This is a genomic window from Sphingomonas sp. KR3-1 (assembly GCF_040049295.1).
GTDB lineage: Bacteria > Pseudomonadota > Alphaproteobacteria > Sphingomonadales > Sphingomonadaceae > Sphingomonas.
Window position 1 is genome coordinate 426547 of record NZ_JBDZDQ010000002.1, and the last position, 14509, is coordinate 441055.

11 protein-coding genes are annotated in these 14509 nt (G+C 67.8%); 3 read left to right on the forward strand and 8 right to left on the reverse strand.

The window, feature by feature from the left end; translation table 11 throughout:
* Positions 1-159: 159 nt before the first annotated feature.
* The 4 genes from ABLE38_RS13895 to ABLE38_RS13910 all read right to left on the reverse strand — a co-directional run bounded on the left by ABLE38_RS13895 (position 160) and on the right by ABLE38_RS13910 (position 7876).
* Positions 160-2313, reverse strand: coding sequence for a peptidase domain-containing ABC transporter (locus ABLE38_RS13895; protein WP_348974824.1), 2154 nt, complete (start codon positions 2311-2313; stop codon positions 160-162).
* Complete coding sequence (locus tag ABLE38_RS13900; RefSeq protein ID WP_348974825.1) at positions 2310-3563, reverse strand: HlyD family efflux transporter periplasmic adaptor subunit; 1254 nt, start codon at positions 3561-3563, stop codon at positions 2310-2312. The genes ABLE38_RS13895 and ABLE38_RS13900 overlap by 4 nt, the downstream gene beginning before the upstream one ends.
* Positions 3564-3924: 361 nt before the next feature.
* Positions 3925-6540, reverse strand: coding sequence for a transferrin-binding protein-like solute binding protein (locus ABLE38_RS13905; RefSeq protein WP_348974826.1), 2616 nt, complete (start codon positions 6538-6540; stop codon positions 3925-3927).
* A gap of 13 nt (positions 6541-6553) precedes the next feature.
* Positions 6554-7876, reverse strand: a complete 1323-nt coding sequence (locus tag ABLE38_RS13910) for a surface lipoprotein assembly modifier (protein WP_348974827.1) — start codon at positions 7874-7876, stop codon at positions 6554-6556.
* Between the two features lie 191 nt (positions 7877-8067).
* Between ABLE38_RS13910 and modA the strand changes: the two genes are divergently transcribed.
* Genes modA through ABLE38_RS13925 form a run of 3 tightly spaced genes read left to right on the forward strand, consistent with a single transcriptional unit; the run spans position 8068 to position 10074 of the window.
* The gene (modA, locus tag ABLE38_RS13915; protein WP_348975217.1) at positions 8068-8793 is read left to right on the forward strand and encodes a molybdate ABC transporter substrate-binding protein; all 726 of its coding nucleotides are present in this window, start codon (positions 8068-8070) and stop codon (positions 8791-8793) included.
* Positions 8790-9476 carry a molybdate ABC transporter permease subunit gene (gene modB / locus ABLE38_RS13920; RefSeq protein ID WP_348974828.1) on the forward strand — a complete coding sequence of 229 codons (687 nt, stop codon included), beginning with the start codon at positions 8790-8792 and terminating at the stop codon, positions 9474-9476. The genes modA and modB overlap by 4 nt, the downstream gene beginning before the upstream one ends.
* Positions 9466-10074, forward strand: coding sequence for an ATP-binding cassette domain-containing protein (locus tag ABLE38_RS13925; protein ID WP_348974829.1), 609 nt, complete (start codon positions 9466-9468; stop codon positions 10072-10074). Before modB ends, ABLE38_RS13925 begins: the two co-directional genes overlap by 11 nt.
* A gap of 220 nt (positions 10075-10294) precedes the next feature.
* Here the strand turns inward: ABLE38_RS13925 and ABLE38_RS13930 are convergent, their stop codons facing one another.
* The 4 genes from ABLE38_RS13930 to ABLE38_RS13945 all read right to left on the reverse strand — a co-directional run bounded on the left by ABLE38_RS13930 (position 10295) and on the right by ABLE38_RS13945 (position 14438).
* Positions 10295-11038, reverse strand: a complete 744-nt coding sequence (locus ABLE38_RS13930; RefSeq protein ID WP_348974830.1) for a GGDEF domain-containing protein — start codon at positions 11036-11038, stop codon at positions 10295-10297.
* Between the two features lie 29 nt (positions 11039-11067).
* Positions 11068-11937, reverse strand: a complete 870-nt coding sequence (locus tag ABLE38_RS13935; protein WP_348974831.1) for a 2-dehydropantoate 2-reductase — start codon at positions 11935-11937, stop codon at positions 11068-11070.
* Positions 11937-12443 (reverse strand): DUF1993 domain-containing protein, encoded by a 507-nt coding sequence (locus tag ABLE38_RS13940; RefSeq protein ID WP_348974832.1) that lies wholly within the window; start codon positions 12441-12443, stop codon positions 11937-11939. The genes ABLE38_RS13935 and ABLE38_RS13940 overlap by 1 nt, the downstream gene beginning before the upstream one ends.
* Positions 12444-12674: 231 nt before the next feature.
* On the reverse strand, positions 12675-14438 hold the full coding sequence (locus tag ABLE38_RS13945; RefSeq protein ID WP_348974833.1) for a methyl-accepting chemotaxis protein: 1764 nt from the start codon (positions 14436-14438) through the stop codon (positions 12675-12677).
* Between the last annotated feature and the right edge of the window lie 71 nt (positions 14439-14509).

Consider the following 14509-nt stretch of genomic DNA (forward strand, 5'->3'; position numbering starts at 1 on the left):
ATGTTTCTTAATTTGATATTGGTTTTGCAAGTTTAACTAGATCAGTTTGGTGTTATTCAAATTAATGCGAATATAACGAAAAAATCTCGGCAAAATATTCACGGAATAACACCGATCGAAAAGGGCGAAGTCTTGATGTGCTGATCCCATCAGCCTTGCTCATCCCGCGTTGGCCCTCAGCTGTTCGCGAATGGGAGCGAATTGACTGGTGATGTCCTCGAGCACGCCGCCGCGCGCCGCATAGATGCGCTGCGCCGACAGGATCGTCTCAAGCCGGTGCGCGATGATCACCCGGGTGATGCCGAGTTGCGCCACTGCGGCGTTGACCGCCTGCTCGCGCGCGGGGTCGAGGTGCGACGTCCCCTCGTCCATCACCAGCACGCGGGGCTTGCGATAGAGGGCGCGGGCTAGCAGCAGGCGCTGCTTCTGGCCGCCCGACAGCGACGAGCCCATGTCGCCGACCAGCGTTTCATAGCCCATCGGCATCGCCGCGATGTCGTCGTGCAGCGCCGCGACCGTGGCCGCCTCGGCGATCCGCGCCATGTCGGGCGCATCGTCGAACAGCGCGATATTCTCGGCCAGGCTGCCTGCGAACAGATGGTCGTCCTGCAGCACCGCCCCGATCTGGTCGTGATAGTTCTTGTGGCCGAAGCGGTGCAGCGGCACGCCGTCGATCAGCACTTCGCCTTCGTCGGGTTCGGCCAGGCCCAGCAGGATCTTGACCAGGGTCGACTTGCCTCCGCCCGACGGCCCGGTGATCGCGACATGATCTCCCGGAGCAACGTCCAGGTCGAGTCCGTTGAGCACGAGAGGGTCGGTCGGGCTGTAGCGGAACTTGATGCCGCGCAGCGCGATCGCGCCCTCCATTGGGGTTTCGCGCGGCAGTGCCTCGCGCGTGAAACTCACATCCTGGTCGGCGAGCGCGATGTCGGAAAGCCGCTCGAGGTGCAGCCCGAGCATCTTGAAGGCGATCCCCTGGTCGATCAGCGACGCGGCGCGCTGCAGGAACTGCGTCTTGTAGGCCATATAGGCGAAGATCATGCCGACGCTGAATCCGCCATCGAGCACGAAGCCGATGGCCAGCCAAGTCGCGACGATCATCTCGACCCCGAAGATCAGCGTGTTCGCGGTCGACTGCCATGCGGCGAGGCGCGAGAGCGACGCACTGGCATTCATCGCATCGGTGAGCCGCGTCTGCCACAGCGCGTGGCGCGCCGCTTCCCGGTTGAACAGCCGCAGGGTGACGATCCCGCGCAACGACTCGATCATCGTCGACTGTTCCTTGCCCGACATCATGATCGCTTCTTCCTGCGCCTCGCGCTGGGCAGCGAAGGTGAGCGCACGGACAAGGCCGTAAAGGCCGAAGGCGATGAGCGCGACGAGTGCCAGCGCCGGGCTGTAGAAGAACATGATCGCGAGCGTGAAGATCGCGAGGCTGCCGTCGAGCACCGAGCCCACGGCGCCTTCGGTGAGAAACTGGCGGATCGGCTGGATCGACTGGAAGCGCGACAGCACGTCGCCGACATGGCGCTTCTCGAACCATGACACCGGCAGGCGCAGGAGGCGCCGTGCGACGTTCGCGGCGACGCCGTAGCCCAGCGCCGTGCCTGCCGAGAGCAGCACGAACGAGCGCAATAGCGACGCACCCGCATTGATCAGCGTGAACAGTCCGAAGCCGAGCGCCAGCACTGCGAGCAGATCGCGGTCCATTGCGGGCAGCACGCTGTCCAGTGCCACCTGCATGTAATAGGGCGAGGCGAGCACGAAGGCCTGCATCACCAGGCTCAGCACCAGCGTCTGCACCATGGCGCGCTTGAGGCCGGTGATGTGTCGCCAGAGCTGCCGCAGCCGCAGGTGTTGGCGCTGGTTCGCCGGCGTGAAATCCTCCGCCGGGCGCAGTTCGAGCGCGACGCCGGTGAAGTGGTTCGAGATCTCGCTCAGCGAAAGCCAGCGCGAGCTGCCCTCGGGATTATGGACCAGCGCCTTGCCGCCACGCACGGTCTCGAGCACCACATAGTGGTTCATGTTCCAGTGCAGGATCGCGGGCAGGTGGAGATTGCCGAGCTGATCGAGCGGCAGCTTCACTGCACGCGAGGTGAGCCCTACCGCGTCGGCCATGCCGATCAGCGACTTGAGCGCGGCACCGCGCAGCGAAGGCTGGAAGCGCCGACGCAGCGTGCCGAGATCGGTGCCGAAGCCATGGAAATTGGCCACCATGGCGAGCGAGGCGAGGCCGCATTCCGCCACCTCGGTCTGGCGCACCAGGCGAACGCGGCGGCGGCCGAACAGGCCCAGATCAAGTCCATGGCTCATCGATTGCGTACCGCGAAAAGAGGTTCGAACAACCACTGGATCAGGCTCCGTCGCTCGGTGACGATCCGCGCGGTCAGCGTCATGCCGGGCAGAAGCGGTTGCTGGCGCCCAAACGCCCGCACCCAGGGATGCGCGAGCTGGACGGTGACGAGATAGAAGGGCGTCGGCCCGTTCGGCCCCTGGCGCGAAATCGGCGCCCCCGCGATTTCGCTGATCTTGCCGGTGATCGTGCCGAATTGCTGATAGGGAAAGGCGTCCACGGCCAGGCGCACTTCCTGGCCGGGCGCCAGGAAGCCTGCGGCAGCGGTGGGGACGTAGAGCTCGACCCGGGTCTGCGCACCGTCGGGAACGATCGTCATCAGCGATTGCTGGAGCGCGGCGGGCTGGCCCAGGCGCGCGGTGAGGGCGCTCACGGTTCCGCCGATCGGCGCGGTGAGCTGATAGCCCCGCGCGACGTCCGCCTGCGCGATCTGCTGCAGGAGTTCGGCGCGGTTCGACTGGTTGCCGGCCATCTGTGCCTCCGCCTGCGCTGCGGACTGCGCGATCGCCCGCTGGGTCTTGAGCAGGTCCGAGCGCTTGCTCGCGCGCAACTGCTCCAGCTGGGACAGTTGCTGCTGGCGTGAAAGCAGCGCGGCTTCGCGCGTGTCGAGATCGCGGCGGCTGATATAGCCGCGGTCGGCGATCTGACGGGCACTTTCGAAATCGGTGCGGGCGCTGGCGACCAGGCGTTGCTGATCGGCCAGCTGCGCTTCAAGGCTCTGCAACTCGCCGGCAAGGCCCGTCGCCTGCGCAGCCAATTGCGCGCGCTCGGCGTCGGCCGCCTGGAGGATGAACTCGCCCTGGCGCGACAGGCGCTGGTCCTGCACGCCGAGGGCGTCGCGGATTCGCTCGGGGGCGGTCGCGCCGTTCGACTGCGATTCCTCCGCGCGGATGTCGAGCAGCGGCGCGTTCGCCGCGACGCGCTGGCCTTCGCGAACGCGGACCGCAGCGACGATGCCGGCGCGCGACGGCACGATGGTCGCCATCCCGGTATCGAGCGTGATTGCGCCGCTCACGGTTGCGACACGGGCATAGGAAGCAGTGGCGAGGAACGCCAGCGCGATGCCAAGTGCGACGATTATCAAGAAGCCAATAGCCTGCCAGGATAACGGAACGGCGATATTTACTTCGCCGTGCAGTCTATCGGCACGATATTTGACTGCTTCCTCGCGGAAGAGTGCATGAGACGCAGACAAGAACGGAATCCCCACCCCGTAGAATCAGATATTTCTTGTTTTTTGTGCGACTTAATACATGGGTCGCAAAAGGCGCTGGGGATTGCAACGGTAAATTTAGCGCGGTTTCGGTGTGTTCCGCCACCGAAACCATTCCGGACTATTGTTACGTTGTGTGAACTATATTGAGGGAATTATTCGTTGTAGGTTCGATATAACCAGATTGGATCGCGTTCTGCCAATTTATCTTGGCTCTCCAATATATTGAAACCTAAGTGGTTGTCCCGTGCGCCATTCGCCGGATCGGGCGAGATGCTGCCAGGCCGCGCCAGTTGATCGCCGAGCCGCTCGATGCCACGACGGGCGCCGGCGCGTGGCTCGGCGATAGGACTGCGGGTCAGTTCTTCTTGCCCACTGTCACCCCTGCGAAGGTCGAGGAGGAGCCTGATTGACCGTTCGGGCTGTCGATGTTCAGCGTGAAGTTCGCGCCAAACTCCGCGGCGTTGGGGCCGAAGAACTTGCCGAACGCGGAGCCGCTGGCCGCGCCGTAGGTCGTCAGGAAGAAGGAATTGGTGACGCAGCCATTGCAGCCGCCCACCACGCTGTTGGCGAACTGGAACGTTCCCAGCGCCCGCGACGCGCCATTCGTGCGGTCGGTCGAGCTAAGGTTGAGCGCCAGTCCCATGGTGCCGGTACCGAAATTGACGTCGAAATTGCTCGTGCCGCTGAGCGTGGCTTCGTGCTTGAAATTGCCGTCATAGCCGCTGCCATAGGCGACGCCGGTATAGGTCGCGGTGCCGGTCTTCGGCATCTGGAAGTTCGGCGTCTGCCCGCCGAACGGGACGTAATATTCGGTCCGGGTGGCGCGCCCGTCCTTCACGGTGGACTGGGTGATGTTGGCGAAGCTCGTATAGGTCAGCGCGACCTGGCTGTTGCCAGCCCCAGGCTTGAAGATCCGCGCGTCGTAATTGGCGCCGTGATAGACGTCGAACAGCGCGTCGCTGTGCGCGGCATCCAGGTCGCTCCGGGCGACCGTGACCGAGATCGGCACCGCGGTGCCGAAGCCGACGCCCGTCGTCACCGATTGGAAGACATAGGATTTGTCGGCGGGATCATAGGTGACTTCGATGCTGCCATCGACAGTGACCTGCTGAGACGGGCTGAGGTCGGGGACCACATAATATTGCGCGTCGGTGCCCGTCAGCGTCGTCCGCGTGGTGAGGCCGAGCAAGCCGGTCTGCGACGCGGTGGTGTCGCTGCCGCGCTTGCCGGCAAGAGTGCCGGTCGCGATCGCCCCGCCGGCCGAGCTGGCCTGGAAGGCGGCGCCGACTTCGTCCGCCGCCGGGCCGAAGAACTGGCCCGAGGCATTGCCGCTATAGTTGGTGGCGCCGGCCAGCGCGATGCTGCTGGTGAAGGCGTTGCTCGTTGCCGAGATGGTGCCGCTGCCGGTCCAGGAGCCGCTGTCGGCCGTGCTGCCGCCACCCAGGCCGAGCCCGGGCACGTTGTTGGTCACCGTATAGGTGCCGAGCGTCGAGAGCGCGCCGGTCGCGAAATTGGCGGTCACGCTGCCGAAGCCCGACAGCGTCTGAAGCTGTGCGCCCGGGGCCGCGACGCCACCGTTCATCGTGACGTTGAACGCGGCCGATCCGGTGCGCGGCACGTTCGCGTTCGGCGTGTCGAAGCCATAGAGGAAGGCGTCGAACTGGTTGAGGCTGGTGCGCCGGTCGAGCGCCAGACCGGCGCGCAGATAGGACGCGTTCACGTCGGACATCTGGTAGACCATCGTGAAGCCCGGATTGGCGACCGGCGACGAGATATGGCCGTCGGCGCCGAACAGGGTAGTCGAGGTGCCGTTCTGGCTCTTGTAGATCGCCGCCAGCTGCGGCGCCTGCGCAGCGCTGGTCACCTTGCTGCTGCCGTCGAGCTGCGCCGTCATCGAGCGCGAGATCGGGTGATAGAAGGTGTCGCTGGTCGGATTGTCGAGCAGGGTGCTTGGCTGATTGAGCAGCGTGCTTCCGCGCGCGCCATAGATGGTGCCGGTCGAGGCCACGTCCGAGCTCGGGTTGGTCGAGAAGGTCGCGCCGACTTCCTCCGCGCTGGGGCCGAACAGCGCACCGTGGAATTCGCCGCTGCCGGCATCGTCGAGCGAAATCGTGCCGGTGAAGTTGTTGCTGCTCGACGAGAGCATCGCGGTCGCCTTCCAACCCAGCCCGGTCGGGCCGGCGCCGTTGGTCGTGTTGGCCTCGTTATAGCGTCCGCTCGCGACGATGGCGCCGCTCTGCAGGTCGACGTTCAGCACGCCTGTTCCAGCGAGCGCGTAGATGTCGCTGCTGAAGCTGCGAACGCCGAGCAGGTTGACGTCGAAGCTCGCCGTGCCGGTGCGCGGCAGCGATCCGTCGGGGGTCTTCACGCCGTAGGAGAAGGAAACGAAGGTTCCGTTCACCGTCGATGCGCCGTCGACCTGGCGCTGCCAGAAGCCGCCACCGACATATTTGGTCTTGCCCGTGCCGGTGCCGGGGGTCGTGATGCTCAGATATTCGGTCGTGGTGCCCGAACTGAACTTGTAGGTGGTCAGGGTCGCGGTTGATTGCGAGGGATCGATCGCGCCGGGCCCGAAGGTGCGCGTGAGCGTGCCGTCGGAGACGGTGTAGGCCTGGCTGGCGGCATCGTAGGAGAAGGTCAGCGCGACCGTGCCGGCCGAGGTGCTGACCACCGCGCCGCTCTTGGGAACGCTGACGCTGCCCTTCGAGGCGACGTTGCGAAAGCTTTCGCTGACCAGCGGCGCGATCAGATCGTCATTGGCGGTTGCCGTGGGAGTTGGGCTCGGGCTGGGCGAGGGGCTCGGCGTCGGCGAAGGGCTGGGGCTCGGCGAGGGGCTCGGGCTCGCCGACGGGCTGGGCGTAGGCGCCGGCGTGGTGTTGACCCCACCACCGCCGCCGCCGCCACCGCCGGAACAGCCCGCGAGCGTCAGTCCAAGCGCGGTGCAACAAGCGAGCGCAATCTTCCTGTTCATCGTTCCCCCCTTTTTAGAACGCTGCAGCAATGCCGAATTCAGCAGATATTCTGCTGTAATCGTAGAGTTCTAGCGTAGATTTGTTACGTTCCCAGCGCAGCCTGGCCAAGGGCGCGAACGCACCGATCCGGATGCTTCTGAACGTGCCCGACAGGCTGGCGCTGAAGCGATCGTCGCGGCGCCTTTCGGGATAGAGAAACAGTCGCGCATCGGCTTCGAGATGAGTGTAGCCCGCCGTCACGACTGCGGTGGTCCGGCCCATCTCGCGAAAGAAATAGGCGTTGAAGCCGCCGCTCGCCGTTGCATAGCCGGGATCGCGCGCCGCCTCGCGGGTGCCGGAAAGCTGGATGCCGCCGCCGAAGCGTGCCGAGAGGCTGCGATCGATCGACACCGCCAGCGCATAGCTGCCGCCGTCCTGGAGATCGTTCAGCTTGTTGTCGACCGAGGCCGCCGCGCCGTCGATGCGCAATTGCGCTCGCTTGCCCAGCGGATGCTGCCAATTGGCGCTTCCCCCCAGCGTGAAGCTGTAGGGATGCAGGCCGTACCAGCGCTGGCCGGGGCCGAAGGCGATGCTGAACCGGTCGGCGCCCAGGCTCAGTTCGGGGCCGACTTCCAGCGAGGTGGCGATGTCGTCGAATTCGGAGGCGCGATAGAGCGTGCCGCTGGCCGAGGCGCGGACGAGCAGGTTGACGCGGCGATCGATCGGTTTGCGCCAATAGGCCTGGCCGCGCAGCCATCCGCCGACGCCCGAGCGGGCGCGGGCGCTGCTGTCCAGCGAGAAGTCGCCGATGATCGTGCCGAGCGTCTCGGACTTGGTGGCGCGATTGATGTTGCTGTCGGGCGCGATGCCGCCTTCGACGGAGAAGCCGATCGGCTTCCGCGCATTGAGCGCCGCGGCGTAGAAGCGGACTAGCTGGTCCACCTCCTTCGGCAGGCCGCTTGCCTGCGCCGCGCGAAGCTCCTTCTGCGCGGCGCCGACATTGCCGAGCAGCGCATCCATCCGCGCCAGCTCCAGCCGAACGCGGGCGGCGCCGGGCTTGTCGTCGAGGATGCGGCGGAATTCGATCGCGGCGTCGCGATATTTGTGCTGGCGATCGGCCAGCATCATGCCCAGCCGGAAGCGTGCCTCGGTGCGCAGTTCCGGGTCGGGATCCGCGGCGAGCGCGCGATAGGCCGCCTCGGCATCCTCATAGCGGCCCGCGTCGCGCGCCGCGTCGGCAAAGGCGAAGAGCTCGGCCGCCGTCATCCGGGCACCGCCCGCCGGACGTTGCTGTGCATGACCCGGCGTCGCGCAGGCAAGCCCCGCGAGCACCGCGCAGCCGATTGCTCGGTTCACGTGATTCCCCCTTGAAAGGGGAGGTATGTCAGGCGGTTGGTCCTGTCCAGCCGGTGTTCGGAGGCCGCCTGTTCAAAAATGGTGCCGGCGTTTCGCGGCGAAGCAAGAGCCTTGCCTCGCTGCGTGGCGGCTGTCAGGCAAGGGGCATGACGATCGAGCGAGAGATCGGCCGGCGCGCGCTGCTCGCCGGCATGGGCGCGACGGCGCTGGCGCCGCTTGTGGCCCACGCCGCGCCGCGCCCGCCGCTGGTGCTGGCGGCGGCGAGCCTGCAGGAATCGATGCTTGCCGCGTCGGACGCCTGGGCGGCGAAGGGCCATGCCAGGCCGGTCTGCTCGTTCGCGGCGTCCTCGGCACTGGCGCGGCAGATCGCGGCCGGGGCGGCGGCGGACCTGTTCGTCTCGGCCGACGAGCCGTGGATGGACGATATCGAGAAGCGCGGGCTGATCGTGCCGGGCACGCGGGCGGCGTTCCTCGGCAACCGGCTGGTGATCATCGCCCCCGCCGGCACGCCACCGGCCCGACCCTATGACGAATTGCGGGCGCTGGGAACGACGCGGGTGGCGATCGCCGACCCGGACTCGGTACCGGCGGGGCGCTACGCCAAGGCCGCGCTCGAGCGGAGCGGGCGCTGGGCGGCGGTGTCCCCCAATGTGGTGCGGGCCGAGAGCGTGCGCGCGGCGCTGGCGCTGGTCGAGCGTGGCGCCGCCCCGCGCGGCATCGTCTACGCCACCGACGCCCGGGCATCCAGCGCGGTCCGCGTCGTCGCGGTCTTCGCCGTGAACAGCCACCCGCCGATCCGCTATCCCATTGCCCGGCTCAAGGCCTCGACCAGCCCCGATGCCGAGCCCTTCCGCCGTTTCCTGCTGAGCGGCGAGGGGCGGGCGATCTTCCGCCGCTTCGGCTTCCTGCCGCTGTGACACCCGAGCTCTGGGGCATCGTCTGGCTGTCGCTCAAGGTCGGCGGCGTGGCGGTGCTGGCATCGCTGCCGGTGGCGTTCGCGCTGGCTTGGCTGCTGGCGCGCGGGCGGTTTCCGGGCAAGCTGCTGCTCGACGGCGTGGTGCACCTGCCGCTGGTGGTGCCGCCGGTGGTGACCGGCTGGCTGCTGCTGCTCGCCTTCGCGCCGAGCGGGCCGATCGGCAGCTGGCTGGAGAGCTGGTTCGGCGTGTCGGTGCTGTTCCGCTGGACCGGCGCGGCGATCGCCTCGGCCGTGATGGCATTGCCGCTGATGGTGCGCGCGATGCGGCTGTCGATCGAAGCGGTGGACCGGCGGCTCGAACAGGCAGCCGCGACGCTGGGAGCTGGGCGCTGGCGGGTGTTCGCAAGCGTGACGCTGCCGCTCAGCCTGCCCGGCGTGCTCGCCGGGGCGGTGCTCGGCTTCGCACGCGCGCTGGGCGAGTTCGGCGCGACGATCACCTTCGTCTCCAATGTCCCGGGCGAGACGCAGACCCTGCCGCTCGCCATCTACGCCGCGCTGCAGATGCCGGGCGGCGAGGGGCAGGTGCTCCGGCTGGCGGGGATCTCGGTGCTGCTCTCGCTCGGCGCGCTGCTCGCCTCCGAGCTGATCGCGCGGCGCGCCGGCAGGGGGCTGCATGTCCTTTGACCTCGACCTGACCAAGCGCCTCGGCGAGGCCGAGATCGCCTGCCGGATCGAAGCGGGCCAGGGGCTGACCGTGCTGTTCGGCCCTTCCGGTGCCGGCAAGACCAGCGTGCTGAACATGGTCGCCGGGCTGGTCGAGCCCGATGCCGGGCATGTGCGCGTCGGCGGCGAGACGCTGTTCGAGGCGGCGGCGGGGGTCGATCTGCCGGCGGCCGAGCGGCGTGCCGGCTATGTCTTCCAGGAGCCGCGGCTGTTCCCGCACCTGCGCGTGCGGGCTAACCTGCTCTACGGGCGGCGCGGCGCGGACGGGCTGGATGTCGACGAGACGATCGCGCTGCTCGGCATCGCGCACCTGCTCGATCGCTGGCCGCGGACGCTCTCCGGCGGCGAGGCGCGGCGGGTGGCGATCGGGCGGGCGCTGCTCTCCAACCCGCGCTTCCTGCTGCTCGACGAGCCCTTGTCCTCGCTCGACCGGGCGCGGCGCGAGGAGATCATGGCGCTGATCGAGCGGCTGCGCGACGCGCTCGGCCTGCCGATCCTGATGGTCACGCATGACCGCGAGGAAGCGGCGCGGCTGGGCACGCGGATCGCCGAGATCTGAGATCCTACAACGCCGATGACAGCGAATCGCCAAAGGTCACGAAGGTGGCACCAATGGCGATTTTCTCGGCTTCCTAGGTTGACACAGTTCGCGGAAATGCGCCGCATCTCGCAACATCCTTGCGCGAGACCGGCCCTATATTTCCAACATTTGAAAGAGCGGCCGGCAGCGTGCCGGACCGCGCAAGCCAAGCAGCCGAAATCCTACATTGCAAGGGGAGTCAGGCTTCGAGCTCGGGCGCGTAGAGGCGCCATGCAACGCCGTCGCTGCGCTTCGCGGCATAGAGCGCGCGGTCGGCGCGGCGGGTCTGCTCTTCGGGCGCAAGGTCCCTGCCGCGAGCCAGCGCGATGCCGATGCCGGTGCCGACGTGCAGCGTACGGCCTTCGACGAAGATCGGGCGGGCGATGCTGGCGGCGAGGCGCGCGGCGATCGCCTTGGCAGTCTCGGGATTGTCGAGCCCGGGCGCGATCACGGCGAACTCGTCGCCGCCCAGCCGCGCCGCGGTGTCGCCATCGCGCACCGCGCCGGCGATGCGATCGGCGACCACGCGCAGCACTGCGTCGCCGGTGCCGTGGCCATGCGTGTCGTTGATCGCCTTGAAGCCGTTCAGGTCGAGCATCAGCACGGCGTGGAGCCCCTGCGCCCGGGCCAGCGCCTCATCGAAGGCGCGGCGATTGGGCAGGCCGGTGAGCGCGTCGTGATAGCCGAAATCGCGCGCGTCGCGCTCGGCCCGCAGCCGCTTCTTGCGCTCGCGCAGCCGCCCGTGATGCTGGTTGAGCCCGAAGCCGAACAGCAGCAGCGTCAGCGCCGAGCCGTAGAGCAGGAATTCATCGACCTCGATCCGCATGCGGCGGCCGGTGATCGTGCCGCCCTCGTCCTGGAACAGGTCGAAGGCGAAGATGCCGTACAGCCCCGCCAGCGCGGCGAGCAGCAGGAGGCCGAAGCTTCGATTGAACAGCAGCATGCGCATCGCCTTGTTCTCGGCAGGCGCGGTTAATTCCGGGTGGACGCGGCAATCAGTAGAGATGCGAGCGCGCGGTTCATCGGGGTGTCGATGCCGTGCTTCGCGCCCCGCCGGACGATCACCATGTTGCGCGCATCGACTTCGCTCATCCGCCCGGCGGCAAAGTCGGCGTGGAGCGAATTGACCGACTGCGGATGGGCGCGCGTGGTCCACTCGACCACCTTGTCGGCAAGCCCGTCCTTGAGGTCGGCGCCCTCGGCGCGGCCCACCGCGATGCACTCGCGGACCAGCACGCGCATCACCTCCGCCACGCCCGGGTCGTTCGCCACTTCGGCGGGGCGCAGGGTGAGGGCGCTGACGATGCCCGAGCAGTTGATCGCAAGCTTGCGCCAGGCGGCGGTGGTGAAGTCCGGCGTGGTCTGCGCGTCGATCGGGGTGTCGGCGAACAGCGCGACCAGTGCCTCGCCGGCTTCGCCTTCGGGCACATGGATCGTGCCGTTGCGGCGCTGGATCATGCGGCCCGGCGCACTGCGCTCGGCGGGCAGGTCGATGATCACCGGCACGGTACGCTGGGCGGGCACCTGCGGGAAGCGCTCGCGCTGCTCGACGCCGTTCTGGATCACCGCGAGCCGCGTCGTCGGCCCCATCAGGCGGGGCAGCCAGGCCGCGGCGGCGTCGCAGTCATAGGTCTTGGTGGTACACAGCACCCAATCGGCCTGGGTCGCGAAGGCGGGGTCGGTAATGATGTGCGGTGCCGCGCGGATCAGTCCCTCCGGCGTCTCTACCTCGAGATTGCCGAGCGAAGAGCGCGCGCAGACCGTCACGTCATGCGTCTGGGCGAGCCAGGCGGCGAGGGTGCCGCCAATGGCACCCGCGCCGATCACCGCGACCCGGACCATCAGATCCCGCCCAGATAGTCCATCTTGCCGACCGGTGCGCCCTTGTGGCGCAGGATCGCGTAGGCGGCGGTCATGTGGAAATAGAAGTTCGGCAGCACGAAGCCGGTGAGATAGGGCAGCCCCTTAAAGTGGAAGCTGCGGTTGGGCGTCTTCACTTCGACATCGGCATCCTCGCGCCCGTCGATCGCCTCGCGGGGTACGGAGTTGAGGAATTCCACGGTCGCGGCGATGCGCGCCTGGAGGTCGTCGAAGCTCGCCTCGGTGTCGGCCATTGCCGGCGCCTCGATCCCGCCGAGCCGCGCGACCGCGAACTTGGCGCTGTCGCTGACGCGCTGGATCTGGGAGGTGAGGGGCGCCATGTCCTCATGCAGCCGCGCCGTGAGCAGCTCGTCATGCGCGATGCCCTGCTCGTCGGCCCAGGCGCGTGCCTTGTCGAGGAATGCCGCCAGCGCCTTGAAGCCGCGCAGGAAGACGGGGACGGTGAGGTCGTAGAGTTCGGTTGCCATGCGCGCGCAGATAGGCATCTGCCGGGCCATGCGCAACGGGTGCGCAACGAAGGGTCAGCATTGGGCTGTTCCAATCTCCCCTCCCTGCAAGGGAGGGGCGGGGGTGGGTTGCGAGCGCAGCGAATGCCGGGGGCGCCCGGCGAGACGGCAGCCGGAACAGAAAAGGCCGGGCATCGAGCCCGTCCTTTTCTAACCCACCCCTAACCCCTCCCTTGCAGGGAGGGGAAACCATTAGTGGACAGTCGTCCCGGTGATCGTCGCGCGTGCCGCCAGGGCCGTGCTGCGGCCCTGCGGTGCGGCGATCGTGAAGCTGGCGGTGTTGTCCGCCAGGCCGTCGACTTCCTGGGTCAGGTTGCGCGCGGCCGCGGAGGTTTCCTCGACCATCGCGGCGTTCTGCTGGGTGCCGCGATCCATCTCGCCGATCGCCTCGCTGACCTGGCTGATCGCGTGGCTCTGGGCGTTGTTGTCTTCGGCCATCGTGCCGATCAGCGCGTGGACCTGGCCGACATCGCCCGAGATATCGGCAAGCGCGCCATCGACCTTCATCACGGCTTCGACGGCGGTGACGACCTCGGCCTGGGTGTGGGTCAGCTGGTCGCGGGCGCGGCCGGCCTCTTCCTCGGCACGCATCGCGAGCGCCGAGACGAGGTCGGCGACGACCGCGAAGCCGCGGCCCGCCTCGCCGGCGCGGCCGGCTTCCACCGCCGCGTTCATCGCGAGAACCCGGGTCTGGAAGGCGATCTTGTCGAGGCCCTCGATCACCGAGTCGATGCCCTTGGCGCTTTCGCTCACCCGGTTCATTGCCTGCACCGCCTCGTCGGCGATCGCGCGGCCATTGCCGACCACGGCGATCGCGCCATCGGCACGGCCCAGCGTCTCGTTGGCGGAAAGCGCGATCGACTTCAGCCGGTGATCGATCGCATTGACCGCGGCATTGGTCTCTTCCAGCGTCGCGGCATTGCGCTCGGTGCGGCGGGCGAGATCCTCGGAGGCCGAAGCGATCTCGTTGGCGCCGGTGCGGATATTCTCGGTGCCGGTGACGACATTGCCGATCAGCTTGCGCAGGCCCTGCGCGGCATCGTTGAAGCTGCGCTTGAGGCCGGCGAACGGCCCGGTGAGGTCGGCGTCGATCTCGACGCTGAGGTCGCCGCGCGCCATCGCGTCCAGGCTGGTGCCGATCGTATCGACGATCAGGCGGGTCTGCGCTTCCTTGGCGGCCTCGGCGGCGTTGAGCTTGTCGCGGAAGGCGTCGATCGCCTTGGCCATGCCGCCCAGCTCATCCTCGCGGGTGGTGTGCGGCACGGTCACGGTCAGGTCGCCGCCGTCAAGCGCGCGCATCGTGCCGGCAAGGTCGAGCAGCGGCTGGACGAGCAGGCGTCGCGCAGTGTGGGCGAGCAGCAGCGCGGCGGCCAAGCCGGCGAGCAGCGTGATGCCCAGGATGATCATCGCGATCGTGCCGAGCGTCGCCGAGCTGGCGGCGACCTGCTTGGCATTCGCCTCGATCGCCTTCGACGCGGTCTCCATCGTGCCCTCGAGCACATGGAACTGGTCCATGAAGCCGGGCAGCTGCGCGCGCGCGGCGCCGGCATCGTTGCCGGCGGCGTCGACGATCTTCTGGGCGGCATCGGTATAGCTCAGCACCGGCGCCTTGAGCTTGCTCGTCGCCGCGACGACGCTCGCATCGCCCTCGAACGCGGCATCGGTGTCGATGTTCTTGGACAGCGTCGCGAGGTGATCCTTGAGGTCGGCGACCACTTGCTGGCGCGCGGCGCCGTCGCCGCCGACCAGCGCGTTGAGCACGTCGGCGCGCACCGCGTCGTGCATCATGTCCGCTTCCATATGGTTCTGGAGCAGAGCCGCGGACGAAGCCTGCCCGGCGATCGCCGCGTTCTCCTTGGCGACGATGAACAGCCCGGTGCCGCCCGAGATGGCGGTGATCGCCACCAGGATCGCGGCGGCCTGCGTCGTTGCCTTGTTGAGCGACGTGATCTTCACAAGAGTCTCCCGTGCAGCTGCCGCACCGGCACCCGCCCCGAAGCCAATTATAGGGGGCAACCGGGCCGCTT

Coding starts and splice junctions, on each gene's coding strand:
- ABLE38_RS13895 (WP_348974824.1), bottom strand. CDS start 2,313: ATGAGCCATGGACTTGATCTGGGCCTGTTCGGCCGCCGCCGCGTTCGC.
- ABLE38_RS13905 (WP_348974826.1), bottom strand. CDS start 6,540: ATGAACAGGAAGATTGCGCTCGCTTGTTGCACCGCGCTTGGACTGACG.
- modA (WP_348975217.1), top strand. CDS start 8,068: ATGGGCGCGACGGCGCTGGCGCCGCTTGTGGCCCACGCCGCGCCGCGC.
- ABLE38_RS13925 (WP_348974829.1), top strand. CDS start 9,466: ATGTCCTTTGACCTCGACCTGACCAAGCGCCTCGGCGAGGCCGAGATC.
- ABLE38_RS13930 (WP_348974830.1), bottom strand. CDS start 11,038: ATGCTGCTGTTCAATCGAAGCTTCGGCCTCCTGCTGCTCGCCGCGCTG.
- ABLE38_RS13935 (WP_348974831.1), bottom strand. CDS start 11,937: ATGGTCCGGGTCGCGGTGATCGGCGCGGGTGCCATTGGCGGCACCCTC.
- ABLE38_RS13940 (WP_348974832.1), bottom strand. CDS start 12,443: ATGGCAACCGAACTCTACGACCTCACCGTCCCCGTCTTCCTGCGCGGC.